The following is a 15,174-nucleotide window of genomic DNA, read 5'->3' as shown; positions in this document are numbered from 1 at the left end:
GCTATTTCTCCTCGGCCATGAGATAGCCGACGCCACGGATGGTGTGGATCACGACCTTGGCGCCATGCTCGGCGAGCTGCTTGCGCAGCCGCGAGACGTAGACCTCGACCGCGTTGGAGGCGACCTCGCCGTCGAGCCCGAAGATGTGGTCCTCGACGTTCTTCTTCGGCACCACCCGCCCCTGCCGGCGCAGCAGGATCTCAAGCACCGAGGTCTCGCGCGCGGAGATGATGCGCGGCTGGTCGTCGACGAAGATCTGGCGGCTTTCGGTGTCATAGACGAGGTTGGCGAGGCGCAGCGAGCGGCCGAGCAACTGGCCCGGACGGCGCAGGATCGCCTCCAGCCGCGCCACCAGCTCCTCCATCGCGAACGGTTTTGCGAGATAGTCGTCGGCGCCGCTGCGCAGGCCGCTGACGCGATCCTGCAAGCCGCCGCGCGCGGTCAGCACCAGAACCGGCAAGGGCTCCATCTGCCGGCGCAGCTCGCGCAGCACCGACAGGCCATCGCCGTCGGGTAGTCCAAGGTCCAGGATCATCGCGGCATAGCTGACGCTGCTCACGGCTTCGCGCGCCTCGGCGGCGCTGCCGACGATGTCGCTCTCATAGCCGGCCGCCGACAGCCCGCCGGCAACCAGCCGCGACAGCTCGGCATTGTCTTCGACGATCAGAAGGCGCATCGCATTTTCCCGCGGGATGTTCCGGTATCACCGCACGGCTCGCGCCGCATCTTCGATCTCTTCCACCATCCGGGGCATCTCGGCCAGCGAAAAAGCAGCAGGCCGGGCCGGCCGCTCCCTTCCGTCAGGTTCCTGTAAGCCAATCAGGGCACGTGCGGATGAGGTCGCGTATGGCGGACGTTTGCCTCCTTGGGCCTCGCCGCCGGCGCCGCATCGATCCTGCCAAGGAACGAACACCCCGGCGAACCGTTCAACTCAGCTGCAACATTTCTCATTTGATGGGGCGTCGTGCAGACCACCTAAGGTAATGCACATGCGGGTTGCACGACAAACACGTTCCAGCTCCCTTCTATCCGACAGCCTGACCGCCATCACGCGACATCCGGGCGCCACCGCGTTTGCTGCCGCAGGTACCCTCATCGCGGCTACCGCAATCATGAACCGGCGGCTCGCGAACAAAGCGCAACGCGATAATCCTCCGCAGGGGCGGTTCATCGACGTCGAGGGCGTTCGCCTGCACTATTTGGAACGCGGCAGGGGCAAGCCGCTGGTTTTGTTTCACGGCAATGGCAGCATGGTCCAGGATTTCGACTCGAGTGGATTGATCGATCTCGCAGCCGAGAACTACAGGGTCATCGTGTTCGATCGTCCCGGTTTTGGGCATAGCTCGCGGCCGAGGCACGTCGTCTGGACTCCGGATCCCCAGGCGGACCTGTTCAAGAAGGCGCTCGATCAGCTCGGCGTCTCTCAAGCGATCGTCCTTGGCCATTCGTGGGGAGCGTCGGTTGCGGTTGCGTTGGCGACAAGACATCCTTCGTTCGTGCAGGCTCTCGTGCTGGCCTCGGGTTATTATTTCCCGACTCCCCGCTCGGACAGCGCGGCGTCAGTGCTGTCCGCCCTACCGGTGCTCGGGGACCTCATCAGCTATACGATTTCGCCGCTAGCCGGTCGGATGATGTGGCCCGCGATCTTGCGCAAGCTGTTTGGCCCCCGGCCGGTCCCGAGCAAGTTCGCGGGCTTTCCGAAAGAAATGGCGCTCCGCCCATCACAGATGCGGGCCACAGCGGCCGAAGCGACGATGTTGATCCCCGCCGCATTCTCAGGTTCGAAGACTTATGCAGAACTCGAGATGCCCACGATCATTATCGCGGGCCAGGACGATCGCCTGATCGATATCAAGCAGTCGGTTAGGCTGCATAGCGAGATCAAGCAGAGCAAATTGCGCCGGATCGACCGAGCGGGACACATGATCCATCATTCTGCAACCGCTGAGGTGATGGCGGCCATCGACGAAGCTGCTGCCGAGGCCGTGTTGACTCATGGACGGGAAGGTCCGGGCGTACAACAGCCCCGAGAGACTTCCGACGCGTGACGAGCGCGAGGAGCCACCCAAGCCAACAATTTCGGATTTTACGATAATGCCTTTATGCCACTGTTTTGCCCGACGAGTCAAACGGTCTCGCTGAAGCACGCGCGCCTGCCCCGCTTTAGCTGCCAAAAAAGCGAAGTTGCCATCGACCGCGCGATGCTCGGGCCTGTCCCCAATTAGCTCCATCGCATCAAGCGTTTGGCTGCACTCGCAACGCCCTGTCCTCTCACCCCTCGTCTACTGTGCATGGGGTTGTTTTTCAGATTTTTTGTTGGAGGCCCCGCCCGTCCCCCGGCGACACCGCCGCTCGGCGGCTTCCGCCTCGCCTTTTCCGATCACGTCGTCCCAAAGAAAAAGCCCGGCCTCGCGAACGAGACCGGGCGTGTCGCCTTCCGAGTTCTTGCGAAGATCAGCCGCGGGTGCGCGAGCGGATCATGAAGCTGTCGTAGGTGTATTCGGCGACCTGCCACCACAGATATTCGTCGGAGCGGTAGGCCTGCATGGCGTCGATCGACTTCTTGAAGTCGGGATTCTTGGCCGAGATCTCGCCCCACAATTCGTTGGTCGCCTTGAGACAGGCTTCCAGAACTTCGTTGGTGAAGGGGCGAAGCTGCGTTCCGCCGGCGACCAGACGCTTCAGGGCGCCGGGGTTCACCATGTCGTAGCGCGCGGCCATCCAGGTGTTGGTGTTGACGGTCGCGTTGGTGAGGATCGCCTGATAGTTCTTCGGCAGTTCGTTCCACTTATCGATGTTGGCGAAGGCGTGAACGGTCGGACCACCTTCCCAGAAACCCGGGTAGTAGTAGTACTTGGCGACCTTGGCGAAGCCGAGCTTCTCGTCATCGTAGGGACCGACCCATTCGGCGGCGTCGATGGTGCCCTTCTCGAGCGACGGATAGATGTCGCCACCGGCGAGCTGCTGCGGCACCACGCCGACCTTCTGGAGCACCTGACCGGCGATGCCGCCGATGCGCATCTTGAGGCCCGAGAGGTCGGCAACGGTCTTGATCTCCTTGCGGAACCAGCCGCCCATCTGGGTGCCGGTGTTGCCGCAGGGGAAGCCGACCACGTTCGACTTCTTGAAAAACTCGTTGGCGAGTTCGTTGCCGCCGCCCTGGTACAGCCAGGAATTCTGCTGGCGTGCGTTCAGGCCGAAAGGCACCGATGCGAAGATCGCGAAGGTCGGGTCTTTGCCGACGTAGTAATACGACACCGTGTGGCACATCTCGACGGTGCCCTTCTGCGTCGCATCCAGCGCCTGCAGGCCCGGAACGATTTCACCCGCCTGGAAGACCTGGATCTGAAACTTGTTGTCGGTCATCTCGGCGACGTACTTCGCCATCTGCTCGGCACCGCCATAGATGGTGTCGAGCGACTTCGGGAAGCTCGACGTCAGGCGCCACTTGATCTCGGGCGAGGACTGCGCGATCGCCGGCGAGGCTACCGCGGCGGTCGCCGCCGCACCGGCTGCCGACACTTTCAGGAAATCACGACGCTTCATCTTTAGTCTCTCCTTGTTGGGGCGTTTCCCCTAACTTCCTCTTTGCTGCCGCTCATTCCGGCGACGCGTTCTTGGGCCGCGTCGAACCGAAGGGGCTTGACTGCCGTGGGCCTTTAACACGGAAGCCCCGCTTTCGAAACGCGACATTGGCATGACAGGGCTCTACGAAAGTCGCATGTCCCCAAAGTATTGATTTTGGTTTGGATCCGCTCAGGCTGCGGCGATGACGCCCTTGAGCTGGTCCCGCACCTGTCCCGCAATGGCGCGGTAGATCGCCGCATGAGGACCACCCGGTTCGCTGTCCACCACGGGCGTGCCGGCATCCGAGGTGGCGCGAATCGCCATGTGCAGGGGGATCTCGCCCAGGAACGGCACCCCGAGCTTCTCGGCCTCGTGGCGCGCGCCGCCATGGCCGAAAATGTCGGATTTCGTGCCGCATTGCGGGCACTGGAAATAGCTCATGTTCTCGACGATGCCGAGCACGGGCACGTTGACCTTCTTGAACATCGCAAGCCCCCGCCTCGCGTCGATCAGGGACAGGTCCTGCGGAGTCGAGACGATCACGGCCCCCTTCAAGGGGACGTTCTGCGCCAGCGTGAGCTGGGCATCACCGGTGCCTGGCGGCATGTCCACGACTAGGACGTCGAGCTGGCCCCATGCGACGTCGCGCAGCATCTGCGTCACCGCCGACATCACCATCGGTCCGCGCCAGATCATCGCGGTCTCTTCCTCCACCAGGAAGCCGATCGACATGATGGCCAAGCCAAAGCGCCTGAGCGGAATCATCTTGCGCTCGCCATCCAGCTCCGGCTTCTCATGCAGACCCGTCAGCCGGGGCACCGAGGGACCGTAGATGTCGGCATCGAGCAGCCCGACCTTGAGGCCGAGATCGCGCAGGCCCAGCGCAAGATTGAGGGCGGTGGTGGACTTGCCGACGCCGCCCTTGCCCGAGGCGACCGCGATCACGGCAGCGACGCCCGGAATCTCGGACTGCCGCGCCATCGGCGATTGGGCGCCGCCCTGTGGCGGCGGCTTGTGGGCGTGGACCGGCTGCACGCCCGGCGTGCCGCGGCTGGGAGTTGGCGGCGGTGGTGGCGCCGCGCCGGCCTTGCGCTCGGCGGTCAGCGCCACCATGACGGTGGTGACGCCGGGAATCGCGCGCACAGCAGCTTCGGCCTCGGCCCGGACGGATTCCCAGGCGCGCGCCTCGGCGGCATCGACATTGATCGAGAAGAACACCTTGCCGTCGGCCGCGCTGATCGCGCTCAGCACGTTGGCATTGGTGAGCGCGACCCCGCGGGGCGACTTGATCCTGGCGAGGCTGTCGAGAACCTGTTGCTGCGTCACGCTCAAAGCGCATCTCCTAGAATTCAAGATGCCCCATTAGAGCGGAAACGGCCAAAAGGCTACTGCCTGCCGATATCGTCAGCCATCTCGGCGGGCGCCGCGCCCTGCTCCAGCGCCGCCTCATAATTCAGCTCGATCATGACCCCGTTGGGGTCGTGAACGAAGATCTGCCAGAGTTCACCGCCGGGCACCTGGCGGGAGTCGAACGTCATCCCCTTTGAGGCCAGCCGCTGCTTCATGCCGTCGAACCCGCGGCTGGCGAAGGCGACATGGTGGACAACGCCGGAATCCGGCTTTTGTGGCTCGGCAGTCGGAGAAATATCGACGAGGTGCACCACCGGCTTACCCTCGCTGTACATCCAGGCGCCGGGGAAGGCGAAATTCGGCCGGGCGCCTTTTTCCAGGCCCAGCACGTCCTCATAGAAACGGACGGTCTCGGCCAGATTCCGGGTCCGGATGTTGAAATGATCGAGCACGCCCACGCTTACGCCGCCCATGCCTTTGCTCCCTTTTTTTGAAGTCCTTAGGTCCGCCATCCTAGCACAGGCGGGGGCCAAACGAAGCCGTTGCCCTCCGGCCTCAAGGGTTTATGGTGCGCCCGATCTGCCGCAATGGCGGAACCGGGCGCCCCTCGCCCGGCAAGAACCGTAAAACCCAAACTACGGACAAGGTACCACAGATGGCTAAAGTCGCTTTCCTCGGTCTCGGCGTGATGGGCTTCCCCATGGCCGGACACCTCGTGAAAAAAGGGGGCCATGAGGTCACCGTCTACAACCGCACCGCGGCCAAGGCGAAGGAGTGGGCGGACAAGTTCGGCGGCAAGACCGCGGCGACCCCGAAGGCCGCAGCCGAGGGCCAGGATTTCGTGATGTGCTGCGTCGGCAACGACAACGATCTGCGCGCGGTCACGATCGGTGCCGACGGCGCGTTTGCCGGCATGCAGAAGGGTGCGACCTTCGTCGACCACACCACCGCTTCCGCCGAGGTCGCCCGTGAGCTCGATGCGGCCGCCACCAAGGCCGGCTTCAAGTTCATTGACGCACCCGTGTCCGGCGGCCAGGCCGGTGCCGAGAACGGCGTGCTGACGGTGATGTGCGGCGGCGCGCAGGACGCCTATGCCGGCGCCGAGCCGATCATCACAGGCGCCTATGCGCGGATGTGCAAATTGCTCGGGCCCGCAGGCTCCGGCCAGCTGACCAAAATGGTCAACCAGATCTGCATCGCCGGCCTCGTCCAGGGCCTCTCCGAGGGTATTCACTTCGCCAAGAAAAGCGGCCTTGACGTCGCGGCCGTGATCGAAACCATCTCAAAGGGCGCCGCGCAGTCCTGGCAGATGGAGAACCGCTATAAGACCATGAACGACGACAAATACGATTTCGGCTTCGCGGTCGAATGGATGCGCAAGGATCTCTCGATCTCGCTCGCCGAAGCCCGTCGCAATGGCGCCAATTTGCCGGTGACCGCGCTGGTCGACCAGTTCTATTCCGAGGTCGAGAAGATGGGCGGCAAGCGCTGGGATACGTCGAGCCTGCTCGCGCGCCTCAATCGCTGACACCTGACGAAGTGATCCTGCCTTGCTGATCGCACTCGCCGCAATTTTCGTCCTCGCCTATGCGGCGATCGCGCTTGAGCATCCTATCGGGGTGAACAAGAGCGCGTCTGCGCTACTCGGCGCAGGCGTGCTCTGGACAATCTATGCGCTCGCGACGGGAGACCACACGCTGGTCGGTCGTCAGCTCGATGAGTCCGTCGCCGCCACCGCGCAGATCGTGTTCTTCTTGATTGGCGCGATGACCATCGTCGAGGTCATCGACGCCCATGACGGTTTCGAGGTCATCACCTCCCGCATCAGCACGACCAGCCAGGTCCGTCTGATATGGCTGATTGGCTTCGTGACCTTCTTCCTCAGTGCCATTCTCGACAATCTGACCACCACCATTGTCATGGTCTCGCTGATCCAGCGGTTGATCGCCAAGCGCGACGACCGCCTGCTGTTTGCCTCGCTCATCGTCATCGCCGCAAATGCCGGCGGTGCATGGACCGTGATCGGCGACGTCACCACGACCATGCTGTGGATCGGCGGACAGATTTCGCCGGTGAATATCATGGGCGCGGTGTTCCTGCCCTCGCTGCTCAACCTGCTGGTGCCGCTCGCATTCATCAGCTTTTCGCTCAAGGGCAAGACCATCGCACCGCCGCCGAAAGAGGACGGATTGCAAAGTGTCGATCCGTTCGAGCGGAATGTGATGTTCTATCTCGGACTCGGCGTACTGATCGCGGTGCCCGCCTTCAAGACGGTCACGCACCTGCCGCCCTTCATGGGTGTCCTGCTCGGGCTCGGCATCGTGTGGTTGGTCGGCGAGATCGTTCATCGCAACAAGGATGAGCATGTCCGTGGTCCGCTCACGCTTGCCAATGCGCTGACGCGGATCGACATGGGCTCGATCGTGTTCTTCCTCGGCATTTTGCTCGCCGTCGCCAGCCTCGAACATGCCGGCGTGCTCTCTATGGTGGCCAAATGGCTGGACACCACGATCGGCCGACAGGACATCATCGTGATCGTGCTCGGGCTGCTCAGCGCCGTCATCGACAACGTGCCGCTGGTCGCCGCGACCATGGGCATGTACGACCTGGCGCGTTATCCACCCGACAGCTTCCTCTGGGAGTTCATCGCCTATTGCGCCGGCACCGGCGGTTCGATCCTGATCATCGGCTCGGCCGCGGGCGTCGCGGCCATGGGGCTCGAGCGCATCGAGTTCCTCTGGTACGCCCGCCGCATCGCCGTTCCCGCGCTCGCCGGCTATCTGGCGGGCGCCGTGGTGTACATCGCGCAGCACGCGGCGCTGCATTGAGCGGCTCACGCCGGATCCAAAATTAACGCCGGGTTAACGTAATTCTTTAGCTCCTTAAGTCACCTCTTAAGGATTTCTTGCCAGAGATAGACAATGCAGAAGGCCCGTCCCGCGCGGGCAGGAATTGTTGTTGTGCGATGAGTAAACCCGCTGAAAAGCCCGAGGTTGTGCAGCTTCCGGCCGAGCCGGTGAGCGTGCCGTCGGCGAGCCATCGCCGGGCCGCGGCACAGCGGGTGCGCGAGGCGCGCGACAAGTTAACGTCGACCAGTGGAACCCGGCCGGCCTTCGACGCCGAGATGCTGCGCCATTACGCCCAGACCCGGCTGTCGGCCTCCTATGTCGTAATGCTGCTTGTGGTCGCGACGGGCGTGCTGTTTGGGCTGTGGATGCAGCCGATCCCGGCCGCCGCCTGGACCGCCGGCATGCTTTGCATCCATGCCGCGATGATCCGCAGCTGCCACCGCTTCCTGGCCGAGCCCGCCTCGCCCGCGGCAACGCGCACATGGCAGACGCGCTTCGTCGTGCTCGACCTGCTCTATGGCCTTTGCTGGATGGCGATCCTGATCCATCCCGTGCTCGACATGATCACGGAATCGCTGATGATGTTCCTGATGCTGCTGGTGATCGCAGTATCGAGCATGCTGGCCGCCAATCTGCCGATCGCCGCCCTTGCCGCCACCGCGCCGGTCGCGGTCGCGATGGCGCTGAGCTTCGTGATGACCGGCTCGCTGGACAATTACATCCTGGCCGCGCTCGCCGTCGCCGCCGAAGGATATTTCGTGCTGCTGGCTCACCGCCTGCATTCTTCGACCTTCGCCACGCTCGAGGCGCGGGCCGAGAAGGACGCGCTGATCGGCGAGCTCGAACAAGCCAAGGCGATCTCGGACGAAGCGCGCCACCGCGCCGAATCCGCCAATGTCGCGAAGTCGCGCTTTCTGGCGCAGATGAGCCACGAACTGCGCACGCCGCTCAACGCGATCCTCGGCTTCTCCGAGGTGATGAAGAGCGAGATTTTCGGCGCGCATGCCGTGCCGGTCTACAAGGAGTACTCGGCCGACATCCACAATTCCGGCGTCCACCTGCTCAACCTCATCAACGAGATCCTCGATCTGTCGCGGATCGAGGCCGGCCGCTACGAGCTCAATGAGGAAGCGGTCTCGCTGGTCGGCATCGTCGCCGACTGCCATCATCTGATGAAGCTGCGCGCCTCGAGCCGCGGCATCACCATCCACGAGGTGTTCGAGCAGGCGATGCCGCGGCTGTGGGCCGACGAGCGCGCGATCCGCCAGGTCGTGCTCAATCTGCTCTCCAACTCGATCAAGTTTACCCCACAAGGCGGCGAGATCTGGCTCAAGGCGGGCTGGACGGCCTCAGGCGGACAATATCTCTCGGTGAAGGATACCGGCTCCGGAATCCCCGAAGACGAGATCCCGGTCGTGCTGGCCTCGTTCGGCCAAGGCTCCAACTCGATCAAATCGGCCGAACAGGGCGCCGGTCTCGGCCTGCCGATCGCCAAGAATCTGATCGATCTGCATGGCGGCACGTTCACGCTGAAATCGAAGCTGCGCATCGGCACCGAAGTGATCGTCACCTTCCCGCCCGAGCGCGTGATGAGCGCGCTGGCGCCGATGTCGGATGATTCTCCGCCGCTCCAACCCGAGAGTTCCGCGGTAGCGGACGAGAAGCGCCGGCCCCGTCGCAAGCCGATCATGAGCGCAGGTACGGGCTCGTAACGAGATGCTTGCAGACATGCCTGACCATCCGCCACTATGTCCGAATGAGCAAAGAAACGCCGTGCGTGGCCGTCTGCATGATCGATCCCAAGACCAGGCTGTGCTTCGGCTGCGGACGTACATTGCCGGAGATCGCGCGCTGGCACGCCATGGAGAGCGCGGAACGACTCGCCGTCATGGCGCTGTTGCCGGCGCGCATGAATCAGGCTGGACTTGCGCCCGTCGCGGGGTCGCCGGAACGCACCTGACCGGCCTGAGCGCATCGGCAGGTGCGCAATGATCCGGTTCCTGCTCGTTCTCATTATGCTTGCCTGCACGGCAGGTGCCGTCGTCGCTTATGGCGATTCCGACCAGATCGCGCGGGCGAGCAGCAAGGTCTCGCATATCTTTCGCACGCAGACCGCAGCGCCCGCCCCCGCGGTGCAGATTCAGCGCGGCCAAGGCGGCGAATTCGCGCTGCGCGCGAAGATCAACGGCGTGGCCGCACCGATGGTCATCGACACCGGCGCGACTTCGGTGGTGCTGACCTGGGAGACTGCGAAAGCGATCGGGCTGCCGCTCGAGATGCTCGAATACGACGTCGATCTCGAAACCGCGGGCGGTCGCACCAAGGCGGCTCGCCTCACGATCGACCGCCTCTCGGTCGGCCACCTCGTCGAGAAATCGGTCCCCGCCCTCGTCGTGCCGCGCGGTCAGATGAAGACCAACTTGCTCGGCATGAGCTTCCTCGATCGCCTGGAGAGCTGGGGCGTGCGTGCCGACAAGCTGATGCTCACCGGTTATCCGGAGCTCCAGACCAGTCACCGCCGCTCGCGCCTGGCAGTCGACTAGACTTTTGCAAACCGGCTCTTCGTGCGACTACGGCTAGGTCGCCGCCTCCGCCGGCGCGCGGGCACCGACACGCGCAATCGCATCGCGCAGCACCTCGAGGCCGGCGCCCGGCTTCACACCCTGCTCGGCAAGATGTCGGCGGAAGGCGCGTGCACCGGGCACGGCGTGGAATGCACCGACGAAATGCCTCGTCATGGAGTGCAGCCTCGTGCCGCGCGCGAGCTGCTGCTCGATATAGGGCATCATCGCCTCGATCGCATCCTGCATCGAGGCATGCGGCGCCGCCTCGCCGAAAATGTCGGTATCGACAGAGAGCAGCCGCCACGGCTCCTGATAGGCGGCCCGTCCGAGCATCGCACCGTCAACTTGATCGAGATGTGCTTTGGCCTCGTCGACACCGGGGATGCCGCCGTTGATGATGACAGGTACATCGGGCATCGCGCGCTTGAGGCGATAGACGCGATCATAGTCGAGTGGCGGGATGTCGCGATTCTCCTTCGGTGACAAACCGCTGAGCCAGGCTTTCCGGGCATGCACGATCAGCGCATCGCAGCCGGAGGCGACGACCGCGCGCGCAAGGTTGTCGAGCGCGACTTCCGGATCCTGGTCGTCGATGCCGATGCGGCACTTCACGGTGACGGGCACGGCAACCGCACCCTTCATCGCCTCGACGCACCTCGCCACGAGATCAGGCTCTGCCATGAGGCAAGCGCCGAAACGGCCGTCCTTCACGCGGTCGGAGGGGCAGCCGACATTGAGGTTGATCTCGTCATAACCGAACTCCTCGCCGATCCGCGCCGCCAGCGCCAGGTCGCGCGGATCCGACCCGCCGAGCTGAAGCGCGACCGGGTGCTCGACCAAGTCGAACCCAAGCAGCCGCCCCCGGTCACCATGAATGATGGCACCAGTGGTCAGCATCTCCGTATAGAGCAGCGCCCGCTTCGTCAGGTGACGGTGGAACACCCGGCAATGCCGGTCGGTCCAGTCCATCATAGGGGCCACGGAAAAGCGATAGCTTTGCGCTTTCAATGATTTACCTTATCGTGTCAATAGGATGAAACACGAACCCGTGCACTCCAATCTAGCCGAAATTGCACACGTTTGTACCCGTCTCGACCTCTCGGTGCACGTCGCGTCCACGAATTAGGAACTGGCGCGTCCAGGTCCGTCGCAGAGCCGCTATGTGTCAGAGACCTTCCGCCGTCGCAAGGACGGTGAAGATTGGCCGCTCGACATGGAGCGCAACATCGACCGCCGCAAAGCCCTCGATCGGCGAGTTCGCCAAAGGGTCCAAGCCGTTCCGTTCGCTGCCGGCAGCCTACTGTATTCGATCGTCAAGCCGTCATTGAGCATGCTGCTCGCAGCACTAATTTTTCGCTCGCGCTCGGCGCAAAAGTTCCCAAGCCTCAACGAGGTCCTTTGATCCGAAGCCCTCGCTGAACTCTTCATAGATCGGGCTGAGCAACTGGGCAGCCTTGCGCCTGCGACCAAGTGCGATCCAGTGCCTCGCAAGATCGGTGCCGATACGCAACTGGAACGTCAGTGCGCCGATGGACCGCGCTTCGGCGAGAGCCTCCTGCAGCCGCTTTTCAGCCAGCGGAGCCTCACCTGCGCGAAGCAGCACCGATGCATCGATCCGCAGCAACTCCGACCGGCACCAGCGTTCGCCCTGGCGTTCCTGATGCGCGAGAGCCCGGGTAATGGCTGCGCGCGCTTCGTCGATACGTCCCTGTCTCAGCAGCGCGCGGGCGAGGACCGCGAGATAGCTGCCAATTCGCATGAGAAAGCGGCATTCGATGAGTTCGTCGATCGCCGCTCGGATGTCCTCCACCGCGCGCGGGTCGCCGCGCAGGTCGCGAAGGCACGCGGAGAAGTAGCGCTCGACCGGGACCCAGCGCGAGATGCGCTCCCGCTCGAGATTGGCGCGCATCCTTTCCGTGTAGCTTTCAAGGGCTTCCAGATTTCCCGTTTCGAGCGACACCGGTAGCGCAGCAAGGCCGAGCGCATTCGACTGGGACACCCATTGGCCACTGCGGCCTGCGGCCTCGACCGCGTCGCTGGCCAGTCTGGACGCGTAGTCCGGCTGTCCCTGCATCCAGGCAACGAATGGCAGATTGAAGCGGACCGTGATGTAGCGATAGACCTCGTTCGCGTCCTTGCGCGAACGGCTATCGGCCAGCGAATAGGTCGCAGCGAGGCGATCGAGAACCGGGCGACTTCGGCTCAACTCGCCGGCGAAGGCTCGGGCCCAGGCAAGTGCCCGATCGGCTTCGGACGTTGCCGTCAGGTCGCGGTCGCGCTCAGCGAGCTCGGTGGCTTCCTCGAGATAGGTTATGGCACGTGGGACATGTCCGATCTGAAGCAGATAAAATGCAAACCCCACCAGCGCGCGCTGCTGATATTCGCAATCCCGCGCGCGCCTTGCAAATTCGATGGCATCGAGCCAGGCAACTTCGTTCTCGTTCGACAATTTACGGGCGTAGAACAGGCTCCATCCGAGCGCACAGGCAAGTTTTGCCCGCAGCAGATCATCGCATTCGACGGTCCTGGCCAGAGCAAGCGCCGTTTCCAGCCGCGCTTGAGCCTCCGACAGGATCGAGGTCTCCGACCACAAAGTGATCCCGGCGACCGTCAGTCTGATTCCGAGGATAGGATCACCATGCTTGCCAAATGCCCACGATAGCGCAGCCCTCAGATCGGCGATGCGGTCGAGATAGCGATTCGTCCAATCAGCCGGCTCGCGCCAGTTCCATTCATCTTCAGACTGTTCGAACAGCGCCAGGACGCGCTCCGCATGGTGGCGTAGCGCCTGATGGCAAGCACGATCCCTCTCCCGCCGCTCGGCTGCATATCGCCGCGTGCTGTCGAGCAGTCGGTAGCGCAAGCTCGGCCCGTCGGACTCTGCGCTCAGAAGGGATTTGGCGACCAAACTGCCGAGCCCGGTCGCGACGTCAACCGGATTCAGCCCGGCGCCCTCAGCGACAAAAGCCGCATCTTCGGATTCGAACGCATCGTTGAACACGGACAGCAAGGCAAACAGCCTTGCGTCCTTGTGCGAGAGGAGCCTGAAGCTCCAGTCGATCGTCGCCATGAGGGTTTCATGACGCGGAGGCGTGACTTCGGCGCCTGCTGCACGAAAACCCAGGTTCCCGTCCATCGCCGCCACCAATTCGAGAGGAGCGAATGTGCCGATCTGGGCCGCCGCCAGCTCGATAGCCAGAGGAAGGCCATCGAGCGCATGGCATATCGAAACAATGGCCGGGCAATCCTCGTCCTTAAACTGGTAGTCCGACCATTCGGCCGCACGGCAAACGAACAATTGCACCGCCGGGAATTTCAGCGCCTGCACAGCTGTTGTGGTCTCGCCCACTCTGGGCGCGGCAAGCGAGCCAAGCCGCACGACATGCTCGGTCGCGGTACCAAGCGCCTCCCGGCTCGTCGCGAGCAGAACCGACGGCGACGTGTCGTCCGCGAAGCTCCCGGCGAAGATGGTCGCCGCAGGCAGCACGTGCTCACAGTTGTCGAGGATGATCAGCATCTGGCGCGACCTAAGATACTCCAGCACGACGGCCAGGCTGTTGTCCGAGTTGCCCCGGATCCCAAGCGCCGTCACCAGCGCGGGGCCGAAAAGCATCGGATCGGAGATTGTGGTGAGATCGACGAGGCACGTGCCATCGCGGCATTGGGGGGCGAAGACTTGCGCCACGGCGACGGCAAGCGTCGTCTTGCCGACGCCACCGGGCCCAACAAGGGTGACATGCCTCTTCCGGGCCAACAGCTCGGCAATCTCCGCCATGTCCGACTCGCGGCCAACGATGCCACGCAAGGAAGGCGGCCGTGACGGGACGACGGGATCAGCGCGCGCCGGATCGTCGGTGATGTCGGTGGCAATGGCCTGCACATCGGCGATGAACCTATAGCCTCGACGGGCGACCGTCGCGATATACACAGGCTCGATCTGCGTATCGCCCAGCGAACGCCGCAAGCTCCACATGTTGACCTTGAGGTTGCTGTCGTGGAGGAACGTGCCCGGCCAAGCCGCCGCCATCAACTCATTCTTGCTGACGAGGTCGCCAGAGCGCTGCACCAGCAGGTGCAGGAGCTCGAATGCACGCCCTCCCAACTTCACCGGGCGCCCATCCAGAAGCAGCAACTGGCGCCGAGGAATCAGTCGAAATGGGCCGAAAGAGAACGCCGATTCCTGCGGGCGCCCGCTCCGTTGTCGTGTCTCCGTGACAGCCAGCATCGATACTTGCCGCTCGATCTAATAGATCAAGCGGAATTATCATGCATTGCGAAGAGGTTGAATAGCGCGCTTCCGAATTAGCACGATTGCGAAGAGCAATTTGCCGCAGGAACGTCATAGCGCAGATTGCGTATCCAGCGGCCGGTGCACCCGCTCAGATAGTGCTTGTTCACATGCGAGCCGCCGATTGAGTGCTCGATCGGAATCCGGCTATTTTTCCGGCGTGGCAAGGATTGCCATATGCATGACTTCGACGCCGCCCTCGGCAAGCTCCGGCAGCTTGGCAAACCATTCCTGGACAGAGGGCATGGCATTATGTGCGTCAAAATCGGCCTTGCTGGCGAAGACCTCGTAGAAGATGAAGTGGCCTGGCTTTGTCCGATCTTCCGCGAGAAAATAGACCAGATTCCTGGGATCGCTCCGAACCTTGGCAATGAGCGGCAACGTGGCTGCGCGCAGCGCATCTTCCTTACCCGGCTTGGCTCGCACCTGCGCCACCACCGAATAGGCGCCTTCCGGAATTTCCTGGTAGCGGATTCGCGGCGCTTCTTCGGCGACCGCCAAAGACGCGGCTCCGGTGATCGAGACGGCGAACAGCAGGGCGGCGAGCGAGTTACGG

13 protein-coding genes are annotated in these 15,174 nt (G+C 63.3%); 6 read left to right on the top strand and 7 right to left on the bottom strand.

Annotated elements, in window-relative coordinates:
- Position 1: 1 nt before the first annotated feature.
- Entirely contained in the window at positions 2-676 is a 675-nt protein-coding gene (locus tag ABIB66_RS04110; RefSeq protein ID WP_007592584.1) for a response regulator transcription factor, read from the bottom strand.
- Positions 677-989: 313 nt separating this feature from the next.
- On the opposite strand from ABIB66_RS04110, the gene ABIB66_RS04105 reads away from it, so the two are divergent.
- Positions 990-2,048: an alpha/beta fold hydrolase gene (locus ABIB66_RS04105; protein WP_354204354.1), complete on the top strand. Its 1,059-nt coding sequence runs from the start codon at positions 990-992 to the stop codon at positions 2,046-2,048.
- A 406-nt stretch (positions 2,049-2,454) separates the two neighbouring features.
- Here ABIB66_RS04105 and ABIB66_RS04100 read toward each other — a convergent pair whose 3' ends face one another.
- The 3 genes from ABIB66_RS04100 to ABIB66_RS04090 all read right to left on the bottom strand — a co-directional run bounded on the left by ABIB66_RS04100 (position 2,455) and on the right by ABIB66_RS04090 (position 5,390).
- A complete protein-coding gene (locus ABIB66_RS04100; protein WP_027517246.1) occupies positions 2,455-3,546 on the bottom strand; it encodes a TRAP transporter substrate-binding protein in 1,092 nt (363 codons plus the stop codon).
- A 210-nt stretch (positions 3,547-3,756) separates the two neighbouring features.
- Entirely contained in the window at positions 3,757-4,899 is a 1,143-nt protein-coding gene (locus ABIB66_RS04095; protein ID WP_354204356.1) for an Mrp/NBP35 family ATP-binding protein, read from the bottom strand.
- A 53-nt stretch (positions 4,900-4,952) separates the two neighbouring features.
- The gene (locus ABIB66_RS04090) at positions 4,953-5,390 is read right to left on the bottom strand and encodes a VOC family protein (protein ID WP_275167467.1); all 438 of its coding nucleotides are present in this window, start codon (positions 5,388-5,390) and stop codon (positions 4,953-4,955) included.
- 182 nt (positions 5,391-5,572) lie between these two features.
- Between ABIB66_RS04090 and ABIB66_RS04085 the strand changes: the two genes are divergently transcribed.
- The 5 genes from ABIB66_RS04085 (at position 5,573) to ABIB66_RS04065 (ending at position 10,309) form a co-directional block, all read left to right on the top strand.
- Positions 5,573-6,445, top strand: coding sequence for an NAD(P)-dependent oxidoreductase (locus ABIB66_RS04085; protein ID WP_354204359.1), 873 nt, complete (start codon positions 5,573-5,575; stop codon positions 6,443-6,445).
- Between the two features lie 22 nt (positions 6,446-6,467).
- Complete coding sequence (gene nhaD, locus ABIB66_RS04080; RefSeq protein ID WP_354204361.1) at positions 6,468-7,745, top strand: sodium:proton antiporter NhaD; 1,278 nt, start codon at positions 6,468-6,470, stop codon at positions 7,743-7,745.
- A gap of 137 nt (positions 7,746-7,882) precedes the next feature.
- Positions 7,883-9,478, top strand: a complete 1,596-nt coding sequence (locus ABIB66_RS04075) for a sensor histidine kinase (protein WP_275167470.1) — start codon at positions 7,883-7,885, stop codon at positions 9,476-9,478.
- A 44-nt stretch (positions 9,479-9,522) separates the two neighbouring features.
- Positions 9,523-9,726, top strand: coding sequence for a DUF1289 domain-containing protein (locus ABIB66_RS04070; protein ID WP_354204363.1), 204 nt, complete (start codon positions 9,523-9,525; stop codon positions 9,724-9,726).
- Positions 9,727-9,754: 28 nt separating this feature from the next.
- The gene (locus ABIB66_RS04065; protein ID WP_275167471.1) at positions 9,755-10,309 is read left to right on the top strand and encodes a TIGR02281 family clan AA aspartic protease; all 555 of its coding nucleotides are present in this window, start codon (positions 9,755-9,757) and stop codon (positions 10,307-10,309) included.
- A gap of 33 nt (positions 10,310-10,342) precedes the next feature.
- Here the strand turns inward: ABIB66_RS04065 and dusA are convergent, their stop codons facing one another.
- The 3 genes from dusA to ABIB66_RS04050 form a co-directional block, all read right to left on the bottom strand.
- Positions 10,343-11,338 carry a tRNA dihydrouridine(20/20a) synthase DusA gene (gene dusA, locus ABIB66_RS04060; protein WP_354204366.1) on the bottom strand — a complete coding sequence of 332 codons (996 nt, stop codon included), beginning with the start codon at positions 11,336-11,338 and terminating at the stop codon, positions 10,343-10,345.
- Between the two features lie 337 nt (positions 11,339-11,675).
- Complete coding sequence (locus ABIB66_RS04055) at positions 11,676-14,555, bottom strand: ATP-binding protein (RefSeq protein WP_354254163.1); 2,880 nt, start codon at positions 14,553-14,555, stop codon at positions 11,676-11,678.
- A 210-nt stretch (positions 14,556-14,765) separates the two neighbouring features.
- Positions 14,766-15,119, bottom strand: a complete 354-nt coding sequence (locus tag ABIB66_RS04050; protein WP_275167475.1) for a putative quinol monooxygenase — start codon at positions 15,117-15,119, stop codon at positions 14,766-14,768.
- Positions 15,120-15,174 lie beyond the last annotated feature (55 nt).

The organism is Bradyrhizobium sp. F1.13.3 (assembly GCF_040548265.1).
Lineage (GTDB): Bacteria > Pseudomonadota > Alphaproteobacteria > Rhizobiales > Xanthobacteraceae > Bradyrhizobium.
The sequence above is the reverse complement of the archived record's forward strand: the minus strand, read 5'-3'. Positions and strand labels throughout refer to the sequence as shown.

Bases quoted from the DNA above. Each gene is read 5' to 3' on its own strand.
- ABIB66_RS04110 (WP_007592584.1), bottom strand. From the start codon at position 676: ATGCGCCTTCTGATCGTCGAAGACAATGCCGAGCTGTCGCGGCTGGTT.
- ABIB66_RS04105 (WP_354204354.1), top strand. From the start codon at position 990: ATGCGGGTTGCACGACAAACACGTTCCAGCTCCCTTCTATCCGACAGC.
- ABIB66_RS04100 (WP_027517246.1), bottom strand. From the start codon at position 3,546: ATGAAGCGTCGTGATTTCCTGAAAGTGTCGGCAGCCGGTGCGGCGGCG.
- ABIB66_RS04090 (WP_275167467.1), bottom strand. From the start codon at position 5,390: ATGGGCGGCGTAAGCGTGGGCGTGCTCGATCATTTCAACATCCGGACC.
- ABIB66_RS04085 (WP_354204359.1), top strand. From the start codon at position 5,573: ATGGCTAAAGTCGCTTTCCTCGGTCTCGGCGTGATGGGCTTCCCCATG.
- ABIB66_RS04075 (WP_275167470.1), top strand. From the start codon at position 7,883: ATGAGTAAACCCGCTGAAAAGCCCGAGGTTGTGCAGCTTCCGGCCGAG.
- ABIB66_RS04070 (WP_354204363.1), top strand. From the start codon at position 9,523: ATGAGCAAAGAAACGCCGTGCGTGGCCGTCTGCATGATCGATCCCAAG.
- ABIB66_RS04065 (WP_275167471.1), top strand. From the start codon at position 9,755: ATGATCCGGTTCCTGCTCGTTCTCATTATGCTTGCCTGCACGGCAGGT.
- ABIB66_RS04055 (WP_354254163.1), bottom strand. From the start codon at position 14,555: ATGCTGGCTGTCACGGAGACACGACAACGGAGCGGGCGCCCGCAGGAA.